Genomic DNA, 22,942 nt, shown 5'->3' on the forward strand with positions numbered 1-22,942 from the left:
ATATATTTTGACTCATTCTTAAGAATAATGTCGAAAAAAAAATAATTACTGCTAAAATAGAATGATAGATAAAGTAGAAAGAGTGATAGTTTTGAGTTGGATTCAAGACTTTTTCCAAAAATTCAAAAGAGATGATGAAGAACAATACGACGAATACATTTTACATAATCATAAACCGGATGATTTCCCACTAGTTAACCAATATGAAAGTCTAAAAGATTTAGATACAAGAATTTCCTATCAATATCCAAAAGGGAGCGTTCGTCCTTCTCCTTCGCCGCAGGTAATTAGAAAAGTAAAGGAAGAGATAGGACTCCAAAAGAGAACGAAAAAGCTTCCTGAGGAGAGAAGGAAGATAGAACAAAAGGAAGTTCAGCCAGTAAAAAATGAAGTCCCTATTATGAAAAAAGAACAAACCCCAAGAAGAAATCGGGGTCCGTTTCAGCCAACCGAAATACCTTCACCGGTTTTCGGATTTAACAGGCCGAAAAAGACGAACACAGTCGTAGAGCATGAATTGAGTCATTTTTTAGATGAGAATCCTGATAATCAGCAAGACCATCTAGTTGCGATAGAGGAGACTTTAACTGCAGTCCATGAGTTTCTGGTTAACGAACAATATTCCCTGGAAAGCAATCAGACAAAAGAGGTTATAACTGTAGCTAAGGAAGCTATTGAAATCATTCAGGGACCTCGAGCCGACGAGTTAGATTATGGCCAAAAAGAAGTAGTGGAAGAGGCTGCACTTGGACTCGAAATCGAACTTGAAAGGAAGCCTGAACCAGAATCTGAACCAGAACGAGAACTAGAACGAGAACTAGAACGTGAATCAGAACGAGAACCTGAACCTGAACGTGAACCAGATCCAGAACCATCAGCACCAAAACGATCCCATTTGCCTTTCAATGTAATGATGTTAAAGCAGGATAAACAAAATTGGGAAGAAAGAAAACGAAGAAAAGAACTAGAACATCAGCAAATGGTTCCAACCGAAACCAAACCTTTCGAGAAGGTTAATCGGATTAATGAGCAAGTTCCTGACATAGTGGAGGAAATCCCGCATAAGATGGATGATGGATTATTCGAACTCCCAAAATCTAGTTTGTTAAGCCCGCCGGTAACTGAGGTAAGGGATACCAAATGGTTATTAGAACAAGAGGAACTTTTAAACCTTACACTACAAAACTTTAATGTTGGGGCAAGTGTTGTCAACGTGACCCAAGGTCCGTCCGTTACCCGCTTTGAGGTACAGCCGGAACCAGGAGTTAAAGTAAACAAAATTACCAACTTAAGTGACGATATTAAATTAAGCCTTGCTGCAAGAGATATTCGGATTGAAGCACCTATCCCAGGAAAACATACGATTGGTATTGAGGTTCCGAATCAAAAGTCAAGGCCTGTACTCATTAATGAAATTATCCAGACCAATGTTTTTGAAGAAGCATCTTCTCCATTAACGGCGGTACTTGGCCTTGATATTGCCGGAAAGCCGATTGTAACTGACTTAAAGAAAATGCCGCACGGATTAATTGCCGGGGCGACAGGTTCGGGAAAAAGTGTGTGCATTAACACGATTTTAGTTAGCCTGCTATTTAAAGCAAGCCCGGAAGATTTAAAGCTTTTACTGATTGATCCAAAAATGGTGGAGTTAGCACCATATAATCGAATTCCACACTTAGTTAGCCCGGTTATCACAGATGTGAAGGCAGCAACTGCCGCGTTAAAATGGGCTGTCGATGAAATGGAACGGCGCTACGAACTTTTTGCTCATACGGGTGTTCGTGATATCAACCGATTTAATGAACTAGCCATGCAGCATAAGCGCTATTCAGATAAGCTACCGTTTATTGTTATCGTAATTGACGAATTAGCCGATTTAATGATGATGTCACCGGCAGATGTAGAAGAGGCGATATGTAGGATTGCCCAAAAAGCAAGAGCTTGCGGCATCCATCTAATTGTTGCGACACAGAGACCTTCTGTGGATGTTATCACTGGATTAATTAAGGCAAATATACCAACAAGGATTGCTTTCTCCGTTTCATCTCAGGTTGATTCGCGTACAATTATTGATATAAGTGGTGCTGAAAAATTACTTGGCCGCGGCGATATGCTATTTTTAGAAAATGGCTCCTCAAAGCCTGTCCGCTTGCAAGGAACATTTGTATCTGATGAAGAAATTGATCTTGTTGTTGCCCATGTGAGGGAGCAGCGGGAGCCTGAATACTTGTTTGAGCAAGAAGAGCTGTTAAAAAAGGCACAAGTAACGGAAGACGAAGATGAACTTTTTTACGAGGCCTGTGAATTTATTATTGAGCAAGGTGGTGCTTCCACTTCAAGTCTGCAAAGGCGCTTTAAAATTGGCTATAACCGGGCAGCAAGATTAATGGATATGCTTGAGCAAAACGGTTATATTACAGGAGCTAATGGTAGCAAGCCACGTGATGTATTAATAACTGAGGCTGATTTAGAGGCTATTCAAGACTAGTACAATTCAATAATCTTTTGTATTCTTTGGAGACAAGGACAAATAATAAAATGACCAGAGTGGATTCAAAGTGAAATGGTCACAAATAGTTTTTATAAACGAACAATGGTATAATAATTAAATGATTTTCTTTAAGTTAAAAAAATATCTATAATGTTTCTGAGTTTCTCAGCAATTAGCAAATAAAAACAGATGTCATATACTGTTTTACAGTATTACGTTCGTTGGAGGTTCTTTCTATGACTATTTACCATTTTGTAGGTATAAAGGGGTCTGGAATGAGTGCGCTCGCACAAGTTCTACATGATATGAAATTTCAGGTGCAGGGCTCTGATGTCGAAAAGCACTTTTTTACTCAGGATGCCCTTGAACAATCAGGGATTACGATCCTTCCCTTTCAAAAGGAAAATATCAAGCCAGGAATGACAATTATTGCAGGAAATGCATTTCCTGATACTCACGAGGAAATTCAAGAGGCGATGAAGCTCGGACTTCCTATTGTACGTTACCATCGCTTTTTAGGCGATTTTATGCAGAACTTTACAAGTGTAGCGATTACAGGTGCACACGGTAAAACGTCTACTACAGGACTGCTTGCACATGTAATTGCGGGTGCTAGACCTACTTCATTTTTAATTGGTGATGGTACTGGAAAGGGGGAAGAAGGTGCAGAATATTTTGTATTCGAAGCCTGTGAATATAGAAGACACTTCTTATCGTACTTTCCAGACTATGCTATCATGACAAATATTGATTTTGATCACCCTGATTATTTTGCCAACATTGAAGATGTTTTTTTAGCCTTTCAAGAAATGGCGATACAGGTAAAAAAAGGTATATTTGCCTATGGCGATGATGAACATCTGCAAAAAATCCAAGCAAAGGTTCCTGTTTTGTTTTACGGATTTGACGAAGAAAATGACTATCAGGCCAAAAATCTAGTCAAATCGACAAATGGAACAAGCTTTGATGTTTTTATTCGTAATACATTCTATGATACCTTCTCCATTCCGACCTTCGGCGACCATAGTGTCTTAAATGCACTTGCTGTAATCGGATTGTGTCATTATGAAGAAATAAATGTTGATGTCGTTAAGGAACAGCTAACCACGTTCCAAGGTGTGAAAAGAAGATTCTCTGAAAAAAGAATGGGCACACAAATATTAATTGATGATTATGCTCATCATCCTACAGAAATTAAAGCAACCATTCAGGCAGCAAAACAAAAATACCCTGATCATAAGATTGTCGCTGTATTCCAGCCGCATACCTTTACGCGTACCCAAGCCTTTTTAGAGGATTTTGCCGAAAGCTTACGCCTTGCAGATAAAACGTATTTATGTGAGATTTTTGGCTCGGCACGGGAAAATCAGGGAAAGCTGACAATCAAGGACTTACAAGATAAAATAGATGAGTCTGAAATTATTACTGAAGAAATTACTTCTGTCTTAAATGAACATACCAACAGTGTTATTATTTTTATGGGCGCTGGCGACATCCAGAAGTTTCAGGAATCTTACGAAAAACAATTATCTTAAATTAAAAAGGATGCCGACATGCCGGCATCCTTTTACTGTTATTTTAAGTTTTCAGGATTCAATCCTGCTAATTCTGGAATGACGAACAGTCCATCTTTACGGATTAACACATCATCAAAATAGATCTCTCCGCCACCGTATTCAGGGCGTTGGATATTCACCATATCCCAATGGATATTTGAATGATTACCATTAAAGGCATCATCATAGCATTGTCCTGGAGTAAAGTGGAAGCTGCCTGCGATTTTTTCATCAAACAAAATGTCCTGCATTGGATTGAGGATAAACGGATTTACCCCAATCGCAAACTCGCCAACGTAACGTGCTCCTTCATCTGTATCAAAGATTTTATTAATGCGGCTGGTATCGTTAGACTCGGCTTCAACAATTTTTCCCTCTTTAAAGGTCAGCTTCACATTTTCAAATGTAAAGCCTTGGTATGGGGAAGGGGTATTATAGGTAATAACCCCATTGATGGAGTCACGAACGGGAGCCGTATAAACTTCTCCATCAGGAATATTTAATCTTCCGGCACACTTAATTGCAGGAATATCCTTAATCGAGAAGGTAAGGTCGGTTCCAGGTCCAGTAAGGCGAACCTTATCTGTCCGGTCCATGAGGTCCTTAAGACTATCCATGGCTTTATCCATTTTTCCATAATCCAAGTTACATACTTCAAAATAAAAGTTTTCAAATGCTTCTGTGCTCATTTTTGCTAACTGAGCCATGGATGAAGTAGGATACCGGAGAACCACCCATTTTGTTTTAGGAACACGGATATTGCTATGAACCTTTTTGCCAATCGTATTTCCGTGGATTTTCATTTTATCAGCTGGGACGTCGGCCTGTTCATTGATGTTATCACCAGAACGAAGCCCTATGTATGCATCCATTTTGCTCATCACATTTGCTTCAAACTCCGCTATCATGTTAAACTGCTCTTCCTGTGCACCTAATAATAGAGAGCGGTCAACTTGTTGGTCCTTTAGTAATACAAATGGATAACCACCTGCCGCGTAGGCTTCCTTCACAAGTGCGGTTACGAGTTCACGCTGCAGACCAAAGTTTTCAATTAATACTTTTTCACCCTTTTGGAGCTGTACAGAATAGTTAATTAAATTATTCGCTAGTTTTTCAATACGAGGATCTTTCAAAAGTAACGCCTCCAACTTAAAATAAGTAATAACTCTCTTATTGTACCCGAATGTAGCTTTAATGTAGAAAAATAATACTTGTACAACAAATTCAAGGTGAAATTTTTTAAACAAATGGCAGGAAAACAAGACAAAGATATGGAACTAGTATAAGATTATTAGCAAGGTTTATATCCATCTTGGATGGGTAATACATAATGATAGGATTAAGGCGGAGGTGCACGATGCAAATTATTTTATACTTAAGCGTAGCCTTGATAGCAATTGCGTTTTTAGTGCTTGTCATTTACTTGTCGACTACACTTAAATCACTTCAAGGTACACTTACAAGTGTTTCGAAAACGTTAACAGGATTGGAAAAACAACTGGAGGGTGTGACAAGTGAAACGACGCAGCTTTTACAAAAAACAAATGCACTTGCTGAAGATATTCAGCATAAATCCGAAAGTTTAAATAGTGTGGTGGATGCGGTAAAGGACGTTGGAACAACAGTCACTAAATTTAATGATACTCTTAAGAACATAACGGGTTCAGTTGATAAGCAAGTTGATGAAAATAAAGAGAAAATCTCGCAAATCGTTCAATGGAGTAATGTCTTGCTTGAACTTAAGGATAACTGGCAGGCCAGAAAGCAAGCAAAAAACAAAATAGGCTCAGACAAGGGTAAGAAGGTTAGATCTCATTAGAAATTTAAGGAGGTATATAAATTTATGTCCAATCGAGAATATGAATCACGTGAAACGAATCAAACTCGGACAGAAGAATCTTCTAATAGTTTTTTACTAGGAGCAATAATTGGAGGAGTGATTGGGGCGGCGGCTGCACTGCTTTTGGCTCCTAAGTCTGGCAAAGAGCTTCGAACTAGTTTAACCAATCAAGCAGGGACCATCAAGGATAAATCAGTTTTATTGCGGGAAAATGTGATGAACAAAAGCAATGGATTGGTATCTAAAACTACTTCTCTTTCTCAAGGGCTTGTCCAGCAATCCTCTGAACTATTAAATAAAGTAAAAGGAAAAAAAAACACTCAAGATGTTGTCGATGAAGAATCGGAAATTACTTATATTCCGATCTCTGACCCAAAAGAAAAGAAAACTTCCAAAAAAACCATCGCCATCGGAACAATAGATAGCACTTCGATTAGAAAAAAGTTGGAGGAAGCTCAAAAAGCTTTTGACGAGGAAGAGAGCAAAGTAAAACTTTAATGTTTTATCAAGTAAAACAGTTTATTTGTGATACAAACGGTGAAGTGATAAAATTACTTCACCGTTTATTTATGGAGGTTGTTAGTATGCTTAAGAAAATTGATTCCATTGAACAATTCGATGAACTATTAGAAAAAGAAAGTAAATTTTATCTTTTAAAACATAGTTTAACCTGTCCAATTAGTCACGCGGCGTACAAAGAATATGAAAAATATGCAGATGAACATCAGGATATTCCAACATTTTATTTAGCTGTTCAGGAATCACGCCCGTTGTCTAACGAAATAGCGGAGAAATTTCAGATTAAGCATGAAACCCCGCAAGCGATTCTTTTTTCTAACGGAAAAGCATTATGGAGCGCCTCACACTGGAAAATAACGAATCGTTCTTTGGTCAATTCAAGGACTGAAAACAAATAAGGTTGTTGTATTTATCGGCATAGTTAATAAATTTCTGCAAAGGTAGCACATCATAGTTGTTTTGAACATATTTTAATAAAATAAAATCTAATGCGCTTTAACACATAAAAGCGTTTAATCGTTAAAGAAAAAAGAGATGACAAAGAAATATATTTCCGCTATAATAAAGCCTAATTTAAAAAATTATAAAATTTTAAATTTTTTGCTTGTAAGCCAGTTACTTATGCTTGGATAAACAAACTTTTGTATAAGACTGATTTGCATCTGAAAGGATGGGGACGAATGATGGGCAAAAATGATTTGGATCAATTGCGGGCGCGTGTCGATGAACTTAACTTGGAGCTACTTAGGCTAATTAATGAAAGAGCTGAGCTCGTCCAAGAGATTGGACAGGTAAAAGGAAATCAAGGAGTTTATCGTTACGATCCAGTCCGTGAAAGAAAAATGCTTGAGGTAATCAAGGAGCATAACGATGGTCCGTTCGAAAATTCAACCATCGATCATATTTTTAAGGAAATTTTTAAAGCAGGCCTTGATTTGCAAAAGGATGACCACAGTAAGGCATTACTTGTCTCTAGAAAGAAAAAGCCAGAAAATACCATTGTTACGTTAAAAGGTGAAAATATTGGTGATGGAAAAACGCATTTCGTTTTCGGACCGTGCGCAGTTGAGTCATATGAGCAAGTAGCAACTGTAGCAAAAACAATGAAAGAAAAAGGCTTAAAGCTACTACGTGGAGGGGCATACAAACCAAGAACTTCTCCTTATGATTTCCAAGGTCTTGGGGTAGAAGGATTAAAAATTCTCAAACGAGTAGCAGACGAATTCGATATGGCCGTTATTAGTGAAATTGTCAATCCTGCTGATATTGAAATGGCGGTTGATTATATTGACGTTATTCAAATTGGGGCACGGAATATGCAAAACTTTGAATTACTAAAAGCTGCTGGTGCAGTCAATAAGCCTGTTTTGTTAAAAAGAGGAATTGCAGCAACAATCGAGGAATTTATTAATGCTGCTGAGTATATTATGGCACAAGGAAATGGACAAATCATACTTTGTGAACGTGGAATTAGAACGTACGAGCGGGCAACAAGAAATACACTTGATATTTCGGCAGTGCCAATTTTAAAACAAGAAACACATTTACCAGTATTCGTGGACGTTACTCATTCTACGGGCAGAAGAGATTTACTCCTTCCATGTGCAAAAGCCGCCATTGCAATTGGAGCAGATGGAGTGATGGCGGAGGTTCATCCGGATCCTGCTGTTGCCCTTTCCGATGCCCAGCAGCAAATGGACCTTAACCAATTTGACAATTTCTATAATGAATTACTCGCATCAAACTTTGTCAGGAATTAATTATTAATGGGAATCTTCATTAAAAAATCTTCTGCAGCATCCATGCAGGAGGTTTTTTTGATATTTTTTAGAAAATTAGCGAAAAATGTTGACACATGTAATTGCGGCTTTACTCATCTTGTCGTATCATTAAGTACATAAATATGATTGTATATTTCATCACAATGACTAGATTTAAATTAGATGATGTAAAATAAAGAAAACATTGAACGTTTTAGGAGAGTGTTATTAGTGAATATAACTATTTATGATGTTGCCAGAGAAGCCAATGTTTCGATGGCAACCGTTTCCCGTGTAGTCAATGGGAACCCAAATGTAAAGCCCGTTACCCGCAAAAAGGTTTTAGAAGTCATTGACAGATTAGGCTATCGCCCAAATGCTGTTGCAAGAGGATTGGCAAGTAAAAAAACAACAACCGTCGGCGTCATCATTCCGGATATCTCGAATATCTTTTTTGCTGAATTAGCCCGGGGAATTGAAGATATTGCCACAATGTATAAGTACAATATCATTTTAAGCAATTCCGATCAAAATAAAGAGAAGGAATTACATTTGCTAAACACGATGCTTGGCAAACAAGTGGACGGGATTGTCTTCATGGGAGGAAATATTTCCGCTGATCACGTGGAGGAATTTAAAAAATCACCTGTGCCGATTGTTCTTGCGGGCTCTATTGAAGAGTCAGAAAAAATTCCTTCAGTGAATATTGATTACGAAAAAGCTGTTTTTGATTCTGTTAAGGAATTCATTGAAAAAGGTCATAAGCATATCGCCTTTGTTGTCGGGCCTCTTCACGAGCCAAAAAATGCCCAGAAAAAACTCAAAGGGTATCAAAGAGCTCTTCAAGAATCAGGTCTACCATATAATGAAGATCTTGTTGTTGAAGGTGACTATACGTATGACTCAGGGATTGAAGCGATTGAAAAATTGCTAGATGCTGCTGAGAGACCAACGGCTATTTTAGTTGGAGCTGATGAGATGGCCCTAGGAGTGGTTCATGGCGCAGAGGACAAAGGCTATAAAATTCCTACCGATTTTGAGGTTATCACTTCAGATAATACAAGGCTGTCTCTGATGGTACGACCACAGCTGACAACTGTCGTTCAGCCGTTATATGATATTGGTGCCGTTGCGATGAGGCTACTAACAAAATTAATGAATAAAGAACAAATAAGTGAACACACGGTTGTTCTTCCACACCGGATTGAACACCGTCAATCCACGAAATAAATGAGAAGAGCAAGGGAGACTCTTTGAGCTCCAATTTAGACAATGAAAAGGGCTGCCAAATTATTGGTGGCCCTTTTTGAAGTAATTTGATTAATTTTTTTGCTGATTTCGAATTGGATACAATGCTTTTTCAAGCGTAATTAAATTCTTTTCTGTAATTTCCGCTTTTCTTGGAATCGGGGTATATAAGTTCTCAGGGTCGTCCCATTCCTTTGGCAATACCACAGGCGAGTCCTTTTGCCAATATGCTATCCAATCAGCCGGTAAACTGCCATAACAATTTGAGTTTTCTGACATTTCTAACCAAATATGGGCCCAGGCCCTTGGAACCACTCTCCATATATCATAACCGCCACCGCCTACAGCAATCCATTTACCCCCGCAATACTTATGCGCAATTTCATGAGCAAGCTTCGGAATCTCCCGGTAAATTTTCATCGTTGCAGATAAATGTGTTAAGGGGTCATAATAATGTGAGTCTGCCCCATTTTGTGTCAAAATCACATCCGGTTTAAAAAATTCCGCCACTTCTTTAAGGGCTTGAGTGTAGGCTTGCAGCCAGGATTCATCTTCAGTAAAGGCATCAACCGGAATGTTGAAGGAATAGCCGTAACCTAATCCCTGGCCTCTCTCGTTGAGGTTTCCTGTTCCAGGAAATAAATACCTTCCTGTCTCATGAATCGACAGGGTACACACGTTAGGATCATCATAAAAGGACCATTGAACGCCGTCACCATGGTGCGCATCTGTATCCACGTATAAAACACGGGCATTGTATTTTTCTTGAAGATATTTAATTGCTACTGAACTATCATTGTAAATGCAAAATCCTGATGCTTTTCCGCGAAAACCATGATGCAAGCCTCCGCCAAGATTAAGTGCGTGCAGGGCCTTGCCTGTCATCACTTGATCGACAGCTGTTAATGTGCCGCCAACTAATAAGGAGCTCGCCTCATGCATATTCGGAAATACAGGAGTATCTTCAGTACCCAATCCATAGTTCTCTGCGATTTCTTTTGGAAGTTGACCATGACCTGCTTTTTTAACTGCATCAATATAGCTTGGATCATGAATGAGAGCAAGCTCTTCTTCAGTTGCCATTCTCGGCGGGATAATATGTTCAGCATCTAATCCTTGAATCCTAGTTAATAAGTCTACAGTTAGTTTAAGCCGGAATTGATTGAAGGGATGATGACTGCTGAATTTATAATTCAGCTGTTCTTCTGAATAAATAAAGGCTACTCGGTCTTTCATAGAGAAATCTCCGGTAGATTTGGCCATAAGACCTGATGGCCTGCCTCTTTAAGTTCTTGAATTAATCCAGTTGGATTCATCAACTGCACCCTGATAACGAGTATTTTATATTGCTCATCCTGTCTATCGGGGTATACTAGTACACTAAGTATATTTGCCTTTCTTTTGCGAATAATTTCCGCAATATCGCTGAGAACACCAGAGATATTAGGGACCCGTAGTTCAATTTGCGATCCCGGCTGATGGGCCCCTGTTAACTCAACCATAGTTCGCAGTATATCTGTCTCCGTTAAAATTCCAACTAATTTCCGATCCTTAATAATGGGAAGAGCACTTATTTTATGTTCATAAAATATTGCAGCAACCTCTTCAACAAAATCAAGTGGATGTCCAGTGATGACATTTCGCTCCATAATCATTTCAAGTGTTTTTTTCAAATCGTCCGGATTTTCATTCGTCCGAAAAGTTGAAGGTAGTGCCTCTTTTAATCTGGAAATGGTTATAAGACCAACTAAATTATTTTCCTCATTAACGATGGGAATATGGCGAATATTATTGGTTTCCATCACATGAATGGCATCAGCAATGGAGTTAGTAGGATATAAGGTTACCACATTTGTTTTCATAATTTCTTCTACAATCATTAGGAAAACCCCCTAAAATCTAATAGAATTTGGTATCTAGCTTAAGCCCCAACGACTAGTATGCCTAGCTAAACGGGTGCTTCCGCTTTTCTATTAATACATAAACCGGTTCATAAAGCGTAGACGGTCAAATTTTTGGACGGACTCTAAATCCACACGTTTACCGATTTTGGCCATCAAACAGTTGGCCGGATGCGAGCAAATTTCGGGGTCATCGGTTGCATACCACTCTAAGCCTCCGGCATTCATCATCTTTTCCATGACTTTTCGATATTCCCAGACATTTAATTTGGTGTTTTTTAAATCCCAATGCCAATAATACTCTGTTGTGATAATAAGATAATCTTCCATCGCATCATCCATCATCGATACGATTAAAAGGTTTTTACCGACAGCGTAGCCTCTGAATTCTGGAATCACCTCAATGGCGCCAAGTTCAATTAAATTAACCATTTTACCCTCAGACCACCGTTCAAGCGGGTCTGGGTAAAGGTATGTCACATAACCAACGATGGTATGCCGATTTCTTGCGATAATAATTCTGCCTTCTTCTAGTTTCGCAATCCCAACTAAGGCCTCATGCTGCTGGGCGGGGGGGCGAAACGCGACAAGATCTTCATGAAATTCATAGCCAGCTAGTTTATCTGAAGAAATAGGACCTTCAATGATTAAGTTCCCATGAGGAGTTTTCAGTTGTTTAGCATTGTATGTCTTTTTGTGTTCCATACGGTCACCTACCTTAAATAAATAATGGTTAGTGTATCAGTTCTATTATACATAAAATCTATTAAATTTAGATAATTTTACAAAATTTTCAGTCTTGTAAAAAATATTCAAAATAATATTAGATAAACATTAAAATAATATAAAATAAATTTTTAAAATTGTGAATAGTTACTATTTGTTCTATAATAATTTCATATATCTGAAGAGGGGGAGATGGAATGAAAGTGGAAGCGTTACCAGTTATGCAAGGAGAGCATAATTTACGTAATTATGAAGAGACGTATAAGCATTTCAACTGGAAAGAAACCGAAAAGGCATTCTCTTGGAGTGAAACTGGGCTTGTTAATTTGGCCTATGAGGCCATTGACCGTCATGTGAAATCCTTTAGAAAAAATAAGGTTGCCCTCTACTATCGCGATGCATCAAGAAATGAGAAGTACACCTTTAAGGAAATGAAGGATCTTTCCAACAAAGCAGGGAATGTGTTAAAGAATTATGGTGATGTAGAACAGGGAGACCGTGTATTTATTTTCATGCCACGTTCACCTGAGCTTTATTTTACTGTGTTGGGTGCGATTAAGCTTGGAGCAATTGTCGGCCCATTATTTGAGGCCTTCATGGAAGGGGCCGTCAGAGATCGTCTGCAAGACAGTGAAGCTAAAGTTTTAGTTACGACCCCGGAATTGCTGGACCGTGTTCCTGTAGCCGAATTATCCGCATTAAAGCATATTTTCCTTGTTGGAAAAAATGTTGATGATGAGGGCCCTCATATCAATTTCTTGAAAAAATTTGAAGAGGCAAGTAAAGAATTGAGAATTGAGTGGGTAGACCGGACTGATGGCCTTATCTTGCATTATACTTCCGGTTCCACTGGGAAACCCAAAGGGGTATTGCATGTGCATAATGCTATGATTCAGCATTATCAAACAGCAAAATGGGTCCTTGATTTAAAAGAGGACGATGTTTACTGGTGTACAGCCGACCCAGGCTGGGTTACCGGGACATCTTATGGAATATTTGGCCCGTGGTTAACGGGAACATCCAATGTGATTATTGGCGGACGGTTTAGTCCAGAAGCCTGGTATCAAATGATTGAAGATTTCGGGGTCACTGTTTGGTATAGTGCCCCAACAGCATTCCGGATGTTAATGGGTGCGGGTGATGAGGTCGTAAAGAAATTCGATTTAAGAAGCCTTCGTCATATTTTAAGTGTTGGAGAGCCGCTAAACCCTGAGGTTGTCAAATGGGGAGTAAAGGTATTTAACCATCGAATTCATGACAACTGGTGGATGACTGAAACCGGTGCCCAATTGATTAGTAACTATCCTTGCATGGAGATTAAGCCAGGTTCGATGGGAAAACCGATTCCTGGTGTGGAAGCGGCGATTGTCGATCATCAAGGGATTGAACTCCCTCCATATCGAATGGGGAACCTCGCGATTAAAAAAGGTTGGCCATCCATGATGAATGCTATTTGGAATAACCCTGAGAAATATGAATCCTACTTTATGCCAAATGACTGGTATGTCTCCGGAGATTCGGCCTACATGGATGAGGACGGATATTTCTGGTTCCAAGGTCGCGTGGATGATGTCATTATGACATCAGGAGAGCGGGTAGGACCATTCGAAGTGGAAAGCAAGCTAGTCGAGCATCCAGCGGTAGCAGAAGCAGGTGTTATAGGAAAACCGGATCCAGTTCGCGGGGAAATCATAAAAGCCTTTGTTGCCCTTCGTGACGGCTACGAAGCCTCTGATGAATTAAAAGAGGAAATCAGACAATTTGTGAAGAAAGGTCTTGCCGCTCATGCTGCCCCACGGGAAATTGATTTCCGTGACAAACTGCCGAAAACAAGAAGCGGTAAAATAATGCGCCGTGTCTTGAAGGCATGGGAACTAAATTTACCCGCAGGTGATTTATCAACATTGGAAGATTAATTTCATTATTCACATAAAGAAACAGCCCCGAATTTCATTTCGGGGCTGTTCTTTATCAAAAGAAAAGAAACAATGAACTTCAATAACTGTCTAGTTTCAGTGTTGTTCTTTACTGAGGTGCTGGAGGATCTACTGCCCCTACCTCAACTAGATTGGAGGGAGCGGATTCTTTCCCAGCGATATCAACTGCTGTTACATAATAAGTACCGTTTCCAACGGTAAATGAAAGATTCGAACCACTAATAATGCTAGCGACTTTAGTTGAAATTATGCCCCCTTGATAAACCCGGTATCCGACAACATCATTATCCGGTGAGGCTGACCAAGTTAACGTATTACCTGAAACATTTAGGCTTACACTATCAGGATTCTTCCCATTATCGACCATTTTAGCGTCAGGGACTAGAATTTTTCCCCAACGGTCCTTTTTAGGAATAAGCTGGCTTATATTTTTGAAATTCTTACCGACCATTCGAGTGATAAAGTCCGGGTTTAAGATAAGGCCAAACTGGGCAAACTCTTTTGGGGTAGAATCTAAGGCTAAATATTTTTTGCCTCCGATAGTGACAAAATTCCCTTCAATCAAGCTATCATCAATTTTGCTTGGAACATTATTCACGTTAAAGTAATCACTCTCGATTAATCCTGCTTTTGAACAGGCATTTGATGGCAGCATTCCTGAAACAGCACAATAGGAACGTTTCACAATTCCTTCAGGCATGCTAAATGATTCTTTTGGAGCAACTATATCTGGCTTAATTCTATAGGCGGCATTGATTAGTTCAGCCCAAAGGTTATTGGTGCGCTGGCTATAAGACATCCCCGAAGTTTTTAGGGATTTTGGTGTATCATAGCCTGTCCAAATACCAAAGGTAACGTTAGGGTTTGTCGCTACGAACCAGGAATCGATGTACTCATTCCCTGTACCCGTTTTCCCAGCCCAATCCGCGCGGAAATTCAATTTACTTCTAACTCCAGCAGCAGTCCCCATTTTGACAACGTCGCGCATCATATCAAGTGTTAGATAGGCTGTTTGCGGTTTGAATACGTCCACTGGCTTAACTTCGTGCTGATAAATGACCTTACCGTTATTATCGACAATTTTATCAATCAAATAAGCATCAATAAATTTGCCGCCATTTGCAAAGGTACTAAAGGCATTTGTATTCTCTTCAATGGTAACCCCAGTCGTCAAGGAACCAATAGCGGTTGCAGGGATTTCATAATCAGCTTTTTTCAGAGAGGTGAATCCCATCTTTTCAAGATACTTTGCCGGACGTTGATCAAGGATTTCCTTGTATAATTTCACAGCAGGAACGTTATAGGATTTTGCTAGTGCATAGCGGGCAGAAACGATCCCGCTGTACCTTAAATCATAGTTGCGCGGCCATGGAGTACTTCGAGTCGGATCGAGTCTTAATTCAACATCTGGCAGCGGCGTTCCTGGTGCTGCTCTTCCTAACTCAATCGCAGGACCATAGACAAGTAATGGTTTCATGGTGGAGCCGTTTTGTCTCAGTGCCCGAGTTGCGTGATTGAGCTGCTGTTTGCTGTAATCTCTCCCGGCAACAAAGCTGATAATTTTTCCGGTCTTATTTTCAATCAGTTCTGCTCCAACTTCCACAGGCTCTATGACTGTTTTCTTTTCCCCAGTTTCCGGGTCTAGCTTCTCCTGAGGTTTATCTGGCCCATAATATTTATAATTATCTTTAACCTTTTGCATCGCATCGTAAATATCTTTGTCAATGGTTGTATGAATTTGGTACCCATTTTGATGCAAATTATGGTCAGCAAATCTTTGATACTTGTAATAAAGATTGTCATCATTTTTTAAGTCTTTTTCTGTATAGCCATCTTTTTTGGCAAGTACAGTAGTCAGAGTCTCAATCGCCCGCTTTTCAATTTCAACCGTCAACCAAGGATATTTTTCGAGTGGATTAGCAACTGGCGGAATAAAGTCCTTAGTAATATCGTAGGCAGACGCCTCGGCATATTGTTTCTGGTTTATGTACCCACCATCAAACATTCTCTTTAATACCGTTTTCATTCGGGAGAGACCTGGTGCAAGATTGTTCTTAATCGTACCCTCTCTTGTAAAAGGGGTATAGCCAAACGGACTTTGAGGCAAGCCGGCAATGAAAGCCGCTTGTGGTAAGGTTAAGTCACTGGCATTTTTCCCGAAGATCCCTTTAGCCGCCGTTTGAACACCGGCAATGTTTCGTCCAGATGAGTTTCTTCCAAATGTCGAGACATTCAAGTAGGCTTCAAGAATTTCTTTTTTGTTGAAAAATTTCTCTAAACGAAGGGCAAGTAATATTTCGTTGGCTTTCCTTTGAAAAGAAACTTCATTGGTTAAGATTTGATTCTTAATTAATTGCTGGGTTAAGGTACTGCCACCTGATTGAACAGAGGAGTTAGTCACTTCCTGGAAGACGGCACGAAAAACAGCTTTTGGGACGACCCCATTATGCTTGTAAAAGTATGAGTCTTCGGTTGCGACAACAGCATTGATCAAATCTTTCGATACTTGATCCAACTTTACCTCTTCACGTTCAAGATCGGTCCTGAGTTTACCAAGATAGACATCATTAGCAAAATATAATTCCGAGGTTTCTGTGTAATCATAAATATCCTTTTTCATACCTTCATATGAGCGGACGGGTTCGTCCTTTACGAGTGAAGCGAAATAACCGGCCCCAACCCCTGTTGCAAATGAGCCTCCAATAATGACGACTGTCATTAAAAGGAGAAATAAGTTCCAAACAACTTGATATGTGATTCGTGCACTTTTTACCGTTTTTTTATTAGTAAAAAAGTTTCTTACGGATTTTGCTTTTTCTATCCACACTTGTAATTTTTCATTTTTCAAAAGCATCACCTCTTCTAAAATCACATACATTATAGCATATAGGTGGTATAAAAACTGATAAACTTCTACATTTTTCTGAAATTTCCAGTTTATGTTTGACATCAGGATATAAATATGGTGAAAATGCTTTAAGTTAAATTTAATAAAAAGCTGTGGAGGGAATCAACTGTAGTTCTTCTATCCCTATTAAAAGAGAGCCAGCGGTGGTGGAAGCTGGTATATATAAGAATGAATTACGTCCTCCAGCTTTCTCTGTGAATGTTATTATTAGTAGTGGAGAACGGTCATAACCGTTATTTTTTCAAGTTGGAGGATTTATTTCCTCAAGCTGGGTGGTACCGCGTAAGTTTACGTCCCTGCATATTTGCAGGGGCGTTTTTATTTTGTATGGGAAAGGGGCGGAGCGTCGCAAAAATGGATCTGTGTATTCACGGGGTTTGGATGGTATGTTTTAAAAATTTCGTTTTTGGCGGTCGGGCCCCATCGCCATCAAGCTAACAATAACGAGTTACCCCAAAACGATAAAAACGAGTAAGATGCATAAAATTTTCGTTCTGGGGGTATTATGATTTCTTACCTTGATGGGCATGTGGCGGTACCTCTACTTTGAAATAAAGTTGCACCATTTGTAAAAAAGATGCGTCGTTTTGAATAAAGTTTAACCATTTATAAAAAAGTCGCACCGTTTTACCCCTTAAGATATGAGTATCTAAAGGGGTGTTTCTATGTCCCATAGAAAAAGAAATAGTTAATACTTGCAACATTCAAACTAGTACTATATAGTTCTAGTTATGACAAAGGTAAAATTAATGAATCAAAAACGTGTGATTGAAGTGGCGGCAACATTATTTTTAGAAAAAGGGTTTGCTTATACAAGTATGGATGAATTAGTGCGTGTAAGCAAAGTATCAAAATCTAATGTGTATTATCACTTTTCTAATAAGGAAGAATTGTTAGAAGGGGTCGTTGATTATTGGATTGAAACGTATCAGCGTGCCATTGATGAAATACTTTCTCAGAACCAATTATTAGTTGAAGATCGTGTCCAGCTGTTTTTAAAGCATTTATCACAGGGAGTTCAGTCAAGGGAGTATAAGGGTGGCTGTCCATTTATTACTCTTTATATTCAAAGTCCTGCACAAGCCACGCACATAAAAGAAAAAATAGGTCTCTTTTTTACAGGATTACAAACGAAAGTCTCTCTATTACTAAAACAAGGAGTAGAAAAAGGGGAGTTTAGAAATACGATTAATATTGACGAGGTAGCGGCACTTTTTATAACGAATCTTGAAGGAGCGCTATTTATTTCAGAAACATTGAAGGATGCAACTGTTATCAAGCAAACAGCAAACCATTTTTTTAACTTGCTTCGATAAGAGAAGCATTTTTTTTACATTGAATTAGTACTATATAGTACTAAAAAGGAGCACGGATATGAGGACAATATTTTTAACTGGTGGAACAGGCTTTATTGGGAGGCAATTAGTGGAGGAATTAACTAAAGAGGAAGTTATGATTTTTCTTTTAGTTAGGTCAAAAAGTAAGGCAACACGCATTTTTCAAGAAAAAGGTATTGTAAATGAGGCAGCCATGCACTTTATTGAAGGTGATTTAACGAAAACAGATTTAGGTTTAAGTGATGAAGATAAGGATAGGATATTAAAAACGGATGTGATTATTCACGCGGGTGGACCAATGGATATTAAAGCGACAGAGCAAGAGGCAGTTTCTGTAATTTTAAACGGTGCCAAGCATATCGGTGAATTAGCTAAAAGTATTCATCAATTGAAGGGCTTGCAGCAATTTATTCATATAGTAGGTTATATGAGCCCCTTGGATGATAAAAGTAGCATGGTTACGATTGATGTGTTTAAGGAAGGCAACGATTATTTGAAAATAAAAAATTCATATGAAAGAACAAAATTTTTAGCAGATCTTTATATTCGCCAGCAGGCATCTGAAATAGGCTATCCGCTTTCTGTGATTAATCCACCAACTGTAGTCGGCAGTAGTAAAACAGGGAGTACGGAGCAAGTAGCAGGCTTAGGCTTGCTTGTGACGAGTATGCGAAGAGGGCTAATGCCAGTTGTTCCTGGAGGTAAGGGGTATAGATTACCACTTATTTCAAACGATGAGCTAGCGAAGTTTATTGTGCAGGTTTTTAAGCAGGAGCAACCGTCTATTCAAACATATACACTTGTTCAAGACAAACAGCTTGATCCAAATATGTCTGAATTATTAGGAGTTATGTCAGAAAGTATGAATATGGTAGCACCTAAAATCTCTGTACCAATTCCTTTCATGAAGGCACTTATGAAAAGTGGGGTAAGTAAAATAACACAAATTCCATCGGATGGACTGAACTTTATTACAAATAGGAAGTTTTCAAATGATTCATCGAAAAAAATCATGGGAGGGGATTGGTTTAAGAAGACGAGTGTAATGAAATTTTTCCCAGCCGTCGTAGCGGATTTGGATTATCGCTTGATGTATCAAAATGACCAGCATAATCATGCATTTGAACGAACATTAATCGGAAACACTGTCATTTATCAAATACAAGGAGAGGGTAAGCCGTTTATTTTATTACACGGTTTATTGAGCGATGGAGAGGATTTATTTCCTTTAGGACTAGAGCTTCATGAAAAAACTGGTCAACCGGTATGGATCCTGGATCTTCCAGGTTTAGGACGTTCCCCTTTTAAACGAGAGAAAAACCTTCTGGATCTCTATTTGAATGTAGTGAAAGAGTTAATGGGGGAAGCTACTAATGGTGCACATTTGATTGGCCATTCCTTCGGTGCGGTAATTCTTCTGGAAGCATTAGTACAAGAGTACATTGATACGAAGAATACTATTACTTTACTTCAGCCACCTGTTGCAAAAAGAAATTCTAACTCGTTTAATGCTCCTCAATTTATGAACAAATGGGCGTTGAAATTGGCAACTGCTAATTTGATAGAGCGATATTTATTAGGTAATGGTCTGTTTGAAAGTACGGAGAGCATTCCGGAACATTATATTGCCAAAGTAAGTAGGAGCTTTACTTCGCCTAGAATTTTAAATACAACGGTTCAGCTTAACAGTTTTCTATTGAAAGACTATCAGGGTGATTTTAATAAAGTACAAAGGTATAATCTTCATATTATTTGGGGAGATCATGATAGAAGCTATTTTGCTCCATTGCATCTTGGTAAGGTTGATATTGTTCCATATGGTCATCATTTCCCTCTTAGCCATCCGAGGGAAACGGCTGATTTGGTTATAAAAAATAGTAGTACTAGCAGATGATAGTGTGGGGTAAATACAAAAAAAGTGTGTAGTAAGATTGTTCGTTCAAAGTTTGGTTTAACATCATCGGTTGTCCTGTATCCAATAATAAAAGAAAATAGTATTTTTTGCTTGGATTAGCTTAATCATAGGTGCATTATCATATTGCTTCTTATGTATTTTCTATTAGGGGTAGTACCACATGCCCATCAACCTAAATTACTAGATACGAAATGATCCTTGTTTAAAAACTAGCGAGTGATGGAAAAGTAGCCATGCCAAAAAAGCCTATTAAAACGAGATTTTTTTGCTAGGCAGCTTGTCTATTCTTCACTGTCGTTTCATACACAACCCCTAGAATATCAAAGACGGTCAGCTTCTTATACCGATGACATTTACGACCGTTCTTTTTGAGCAGCTGATAAAGGCGATGCAGAATTTTCAAAAGTTCTTTTGTGCCAACTGCTATCGCTTGAAACAGTAACGGAAAGTAATCTTTAATCATATAAATTGCTTTGTATTCACTCAGCTCCTGCTTTTTCTTTTCAAGCAGAAGCTGTCGCATTTGAAACATCGTAGAAGAACAGAGGAGAATGCCAATGAGTTGTCCATATAAATGGCACTCTAGGCGTTCTCTTTTAATGTTTTTACATTCATCTATTTCAAAGAATGACTTCCACGTTTTAAACAAAATCTCAATCTGCCAACGAAGTGAGTACAATGAATGCACGTAATTCGTCGGTATTTCTTCTAGCGACGTGTTCGTGATATATACATTCATGCCCATTAAACGTTTACTTTTATTCTTCATGACAATACCTTTCTTCTTTTCACGTATCGCTTGGTTTTTCAGTCGTGTTTGCGTTTGATCGTCAGTTAAACGATGGATAATGACACGTGCCGGAAGCTTCTGATTTTGGCCAATGTATGCCTCGGAGATTTCCATCGTTTCACCAGTAGTTAGACCAGACATCATTTGTGTCATATCAAGCTGGATGTATTCTGTTTGCTTTTTTAACGTGCCATTTTTGAAGTATTTTGGCTCAGGGTTCTTGATATAAATGCGTGTATTCAGCTTCAACCGCGAGATATAGTAAGCCTTTTTATCATGAATGACTTGTAAGTCTCCTAAATCGAAGTAACCAAGATCACGCAAACATAAATCGCCCTCCTCTACGGTTTCAAGGCAGATTGTACCGTATGTTTTATCATTGTTCTTTCCCGGTCCTAGCTGCACGTTTAAAAATTGGCCACTCAGTAAATCGTATTCCAATTGGATTTTCAAGCCTGCCGTATTACTACTCCCACCAGAGCCTTGATAATCGGTGGCGAAGGAATCAGGTAGCTGAAACACAGTTGCATCTAAAATCCGAATGCGTTCGAAAGATGAAATCATGTGTGAAGATAGTGAATGTGTCGCACAGAGTTTTTGTGTTAGGAGTGAAGTAAAGACTTCTCGGAGGAAAGCGACAGCTGTTGGATTAAAGCGTTGATTGAGTCCCTCTTGACTCATTAGTACACCCGTCGAAGCCTCTAACCGACTACATAGTTGCGTAAGCGATGTACTAGCGACTTCTTGGCTGAGCCAAACGCAAAGGGCGATGAGTTCATTTGCTTGAAACTTACTAGATCGCTGCACAAAACCAACTTGTTTGGCGATTTCTTGTAGGACTAATGGAGATAGAAATCGTTGTAATTCTTGTGCGAAAAGTGAAAGTTCACTGGAGATGATAGGATTCATAAAAAACACCATCCTTTCTCGTAAACTTCTTACGATAAGCATAGCGTTTTTCCATTTTTGGGGGTATTGTTTTAACTTAGCTTTATGGGCATGCGGTCGGGCCCCCCTTTTATCTCTTGTACGTTCTAACTTGATCGCTTTACGGTCAAAATCCACATTATTCCACGTTAAACCGATTTACTTAAAAATAGCTTTTGACTACGGAAATATTTTTTGACCATAACTCATAACTCGTTGTTCTTTTTGAAATTTTGCTGAAAGACATCTACCTTTAGTCTGTTAAAGATTTCAATGAAAAAGGTTTTTTTGAAACAAGCTTAAATAGGAATGGTCATCCCATGAGTGCTTCGTATAGTGAGCAACATTCTATTTACACCTTCAAAGTAAAATAGGCTATTAAATCAGTGACAACAACCTAAAATAATCATATTTTGTTGAAGAGAGGTACTCGTGGTACTTTAAAGTTTAATTTACACAGAACTGACAAATTACCTTCGTTTCCACTCTCTTTTCAGGTGCAACCTGTTGAATAAATACAAAGGGGAGGAAAAAATGCATAATTTTCAGAATGGTTTACAATCATTAGGAATGGATCATTACCAAGTTGGTGATTTAATTCCTATAGATCCTCAGAGCCAAGATCTGCGTGTGTTTGGAATGCGCTGTGGAGGCTTTGGTCGCTGTGGAGGCTTTGGTCGCTGCGGAGGCTTTGGTCGTTGCGGAGGCTTTGGGTGTGGCGGTTTCCGTTGTGGCGGTTGTGGCGGCTGTGGTGGCTGTGGTGGCTGCGTCGGTTTTAGCTGTTTCGGTCTCGGTTTTAGCTGTTTCGGTATCGGTTTTAGCTGTTTCGGAATTGGTTTTATATAGTTGTTTTGGAGTCTCAGAAAAAAATAGTTATTTTATGAACAGAGAGTGCCCCTGCATGGACATGTGCCGCAGGAGGCACTTCTTTTTGGTAATATCAGAATTTATATCATTGGACTTTGAGAATTGTCCAGCTCCAGCGCCCTAGCGGCCAGTGTCCTTCGCGCTCCGCCCTACGATAAGTCAACATCGAATCGCCTCCGGCTCTTCGTGTTGTCTAGCTGCAGCGCCTAGGGGCTCAGGG

At 39.0% G+C, this 22,942-nt stretch carries 17 protein-coding genes and 1 other annotated feature; of the genes, 11 read left to right on the forward strand and 6 right to left on the reverse strand.

Going from position 1 to position 22,942, the window contains the following annotated elements; all coding sequences use genetic code 11:
• Nucleotides 1–400: 400 nt before the first annotated feature.
• A complete protein-coding gene (locus RTR43_RS04395) occupies nucleotides 401–2,488 on the forward strand; it encodes a DNA translocase FtsK (RefSeq protein WP_483870152.1) in 2,088 nt (695 codons plus the stop codon).
• A gap of 239 nt (nucleotides 2,489–2,727) precedes the next feature.
• Nucleotides 2,728–4,026, forward strand: coding sequence for a UDP-N-acetylmuramate--L-alanine ligase (murC, locus tag RTR43_RS04400; protein ID WP_312469954.1), 1,299 nt, complete (start codon nucleotides 2,728–2,730; stop codon nucleotides 4,024–4,026).
• A gap of 38 nt (nucleotides 4,027–4,064) precedes the next feature.
• Here the strand turns inward: murC and RTR43_RS04405 are convergent, their stop codons facing one another.
• The gene (locus tag RTR43_RS04405; RefSeq protein ID WP_312469955.1) at nucleotides 4,065–5,180 is read right to left on the reverse strand and encodes an aminopeptidase; all 1,116 of its coding nucleotides are present in this window, start codon (nucleotides 5,178–5,180) and stop codon (nucleotides 4,065–4,067) included.
• A 224-nt stretch (nucleotides 5,181–5,404) separates the two neighbouring features.
• On the opposite strand from RTR43_RS04405, the gene RTR43_RS04410 reads away from it, so the two are divergent.
• From RTR43_RS04410 to ccpA, 5 genes are all read left to right on the forward strand, one after another.
• Complete coding sequence (locus RTR43_RS04410) at nucleotides 5,405–5,866, forward strand: DUF948 domain-containing protein (protein ID WP_312469956.1); 462 nt, start codon at nucleotides 5,405–5,407, stop codon at nucleotides 5,864–5,866.
• Between the two features lie 24 nt (nucleotides 5,867–5,890).
• On the forward strand, nucleotides 5,891–6,385 hold the full coding sequence (locus tag RTR43_RS04415; protein WP_312469957.1) for a YtxH domain-containing protein: 495 nt from the start codon (nucleotides 5,891–5,893) through the stop codon (nucleotides 6,383–6,385).
• 86 nt (nucleotides 6,386–6,471) lie between these two features.
• Nucleotides 6,472–6,804: a bacillithiol system redox-active protein YtxJ gene (ytxJ, locus tag RTR43_RS04420; RefSeq protein WP_312469958.1), complete on the forward strand. Its 333-nt coding sequence runs from the start codon at nucleotides 6,472–6,474 to the stop codon at nucleotides 6,802–6,804.
• A 285-nt stretch (nucleotides 6,805–7,089) separates the two neighbouring features.
• Nucleotides 7,090–8,166 (forward strand): bifunctional 3-deoxy-7-phosphoheptulonate synthase/chorismate mutase, encoded by a 1,077-nt coding sequence (locus RTR43_RS04425; RefSeq protein WP_312470028.1) that lies wholly within the window; start codon nucleotides 7,090–7,092, stop codon nucleotides 8,164–8,166.
• A gap of 231 nt (nucleotides 8,167–8,397) precedes the next feature.
• Nucleotides 8,398–9,396, forward strand: coding sequence for a catabolite control protein A (ccpA, locus tag RTR43_RS04430; protein ID WP_312469959.1), 999 nt, complete (start codon nucleotides 8,398–8,400; stop codon nucleotides 9,394–9,396).
• 90 nt (nucleotides 9,397–9,486) lie between these two features.
• On the opposite strand, the gene RTR43_RS04435 is transcribed toward ccpA, so the two are convergent.
• From RTR43_RS04435 to RTR43_RS04445, 3 genes are all read right to left on the reverse strand, one after another.
• Complete coding sequence (locus RTR43_RS04435; RefSeq protein WP_312469961.1) at nucleotides 9,487–10,650, reverse strand: acetoin utilization protein AcuC; 1,164 nt, start codon at nucleotides 10,648–10,650, stop codon at nucleotides 9,487–9,489.
• The gene (locus RTR43_RS04440) at nucleotides 10,647–11,294 is read right to left on the reverse strand and encodes an acetoin utilization AcuB family protein (protein WP_312469963.1); all 648 of its coding nucleotides are present in this window, start codon (nucleotides 11,292–11,294) and stop codon (nucleotides 10,647–10,649) included. The genes RTR43_RS04435 and RTR43_RS04440 overlap by 4 nt, the downstream gene beginning before the upstream one ends.
• Nucleotides 11,295–11,387: 93 nt before the next feature.
• On the reverse strand, nucleotides 11,388–12,020 hold the full coding sequence (locus RTR43_RS04445; protein WP_312469965.1) for an N-acetyltransferase: 633 nt from the start codon (nucleotides 12,018–12,020) through the stop codon (nucleotides 11,388–11,390).
• A 218-nt stretch (nucleotides 12,021–12,238) separates the two neighbouring features.
• Between RTR43_RS04445 and acsA the strand changes: the two genes are divergently transcribed.
• A complete protein-coding gene (gene acsA, locus RTR43_RS04450) occupies nucleotides 12,239–13,957 on the forward strand; it encodes an acetate--CoA ligase (RefSeq protein ID WP_312469966.1) in 1,719 nt (572 codons plus the stop codon).
• A gap of 109 nt (nucleotides 13,958–14,066) precedes the next feature.
• Here acsA and RTR43_RS04455 read toward each other — a convergent pair whose 3' ends face one another.
• Nucleotides 14,067–16,832, reverse strand: coding sequence for a transglycosylase domain-containing protein (locus RTR43_RS04455; RefSeq protein WP_312469968.1), 2,766 nt, complete (start codon nucleotides 16,830–16,832; stop codon nucleotides 14,067–14,069).
• Between the two features lie 137 nt (nucleotides 16,833–16,969).
• Nucleotides 16,970–17,187 (forward strand) — a binding site (T-box leader).
• 448 nt (nucleotides 17,188–17,635) lie between these two features.
• On the opposite strand from RTR43_RS04455, the gene RTR43_RS04460 reads away from it, so the two are divergent.
• Nucleotides 17,636–18,202, forward strand: a complete 567-nt coding sequence (locus RTR43_RS04460; RefSeq protein ID WP_248737866.1) for a TetR/AcrR family transcriptional regulator — start codon at nucleotides 17,636–17,638, stop codon at nucleotides 18,200–18,202.
• 58 nt (nucleotides 18,203–18,260) lie between these two features.
• Entirely contained in the window at nucleotides 18,261–20,117 is a 1,857-nt protein-coding gene (locus RTR43_RS04465; RefSeq protein WP_248737867.1) for an alpha/beta fold hydrolase, read from the forward strand.
• Between the two features lie 289 nt (nucleotides 20,118–20,406).
• On the opposite strand, the gene RTR43_RS04470 is transcribed toward RTR43_RS04465, so the two are convergent.
• Nucleotides 20,407–21,837, reverse strand: coding sequence for an IS4 family transposase (locus RTR43_RS04470; protein ID WP_312469972.1), 1,431 nt, complete (start codon nucleotides 21,835–21,837; stop codon nucleotides 20,407–20,409).
• 552 nt (nucleotides 21,838–22,389) lie between these two features.
• Between RTR43_RS04470 and RTR43_RS04475 the strand changes: the two genes are divergently transcribed.
• The gene (locus RTR43_RS04475; RefSeq protein WP_312469973.1) at nucleotides 22,390–22,701 is read left to right on the forward strand and encodes a heterocycloanthracin/sonorensin family bacteriocin; all 312 of its coding nucleotides are present in this window, start codon (nucleotides 22,390–22,392) and stop codon (nucleotides 22,699–22,701) included.
• Nucleotides 22,702–22,942: the final 241 nt, after the last annotated feature.

The sequence above is a fragment of the Neobacillus sp. genome (genome assembly GCF_031988165.1).
GTDB classification, from domain to species: domain Bacteria; phylum Bacillota; class Bacilli; order Bacillales; family Cytobacillaceae; genus Neobacillus; species Neobacillus rhizosphaerae.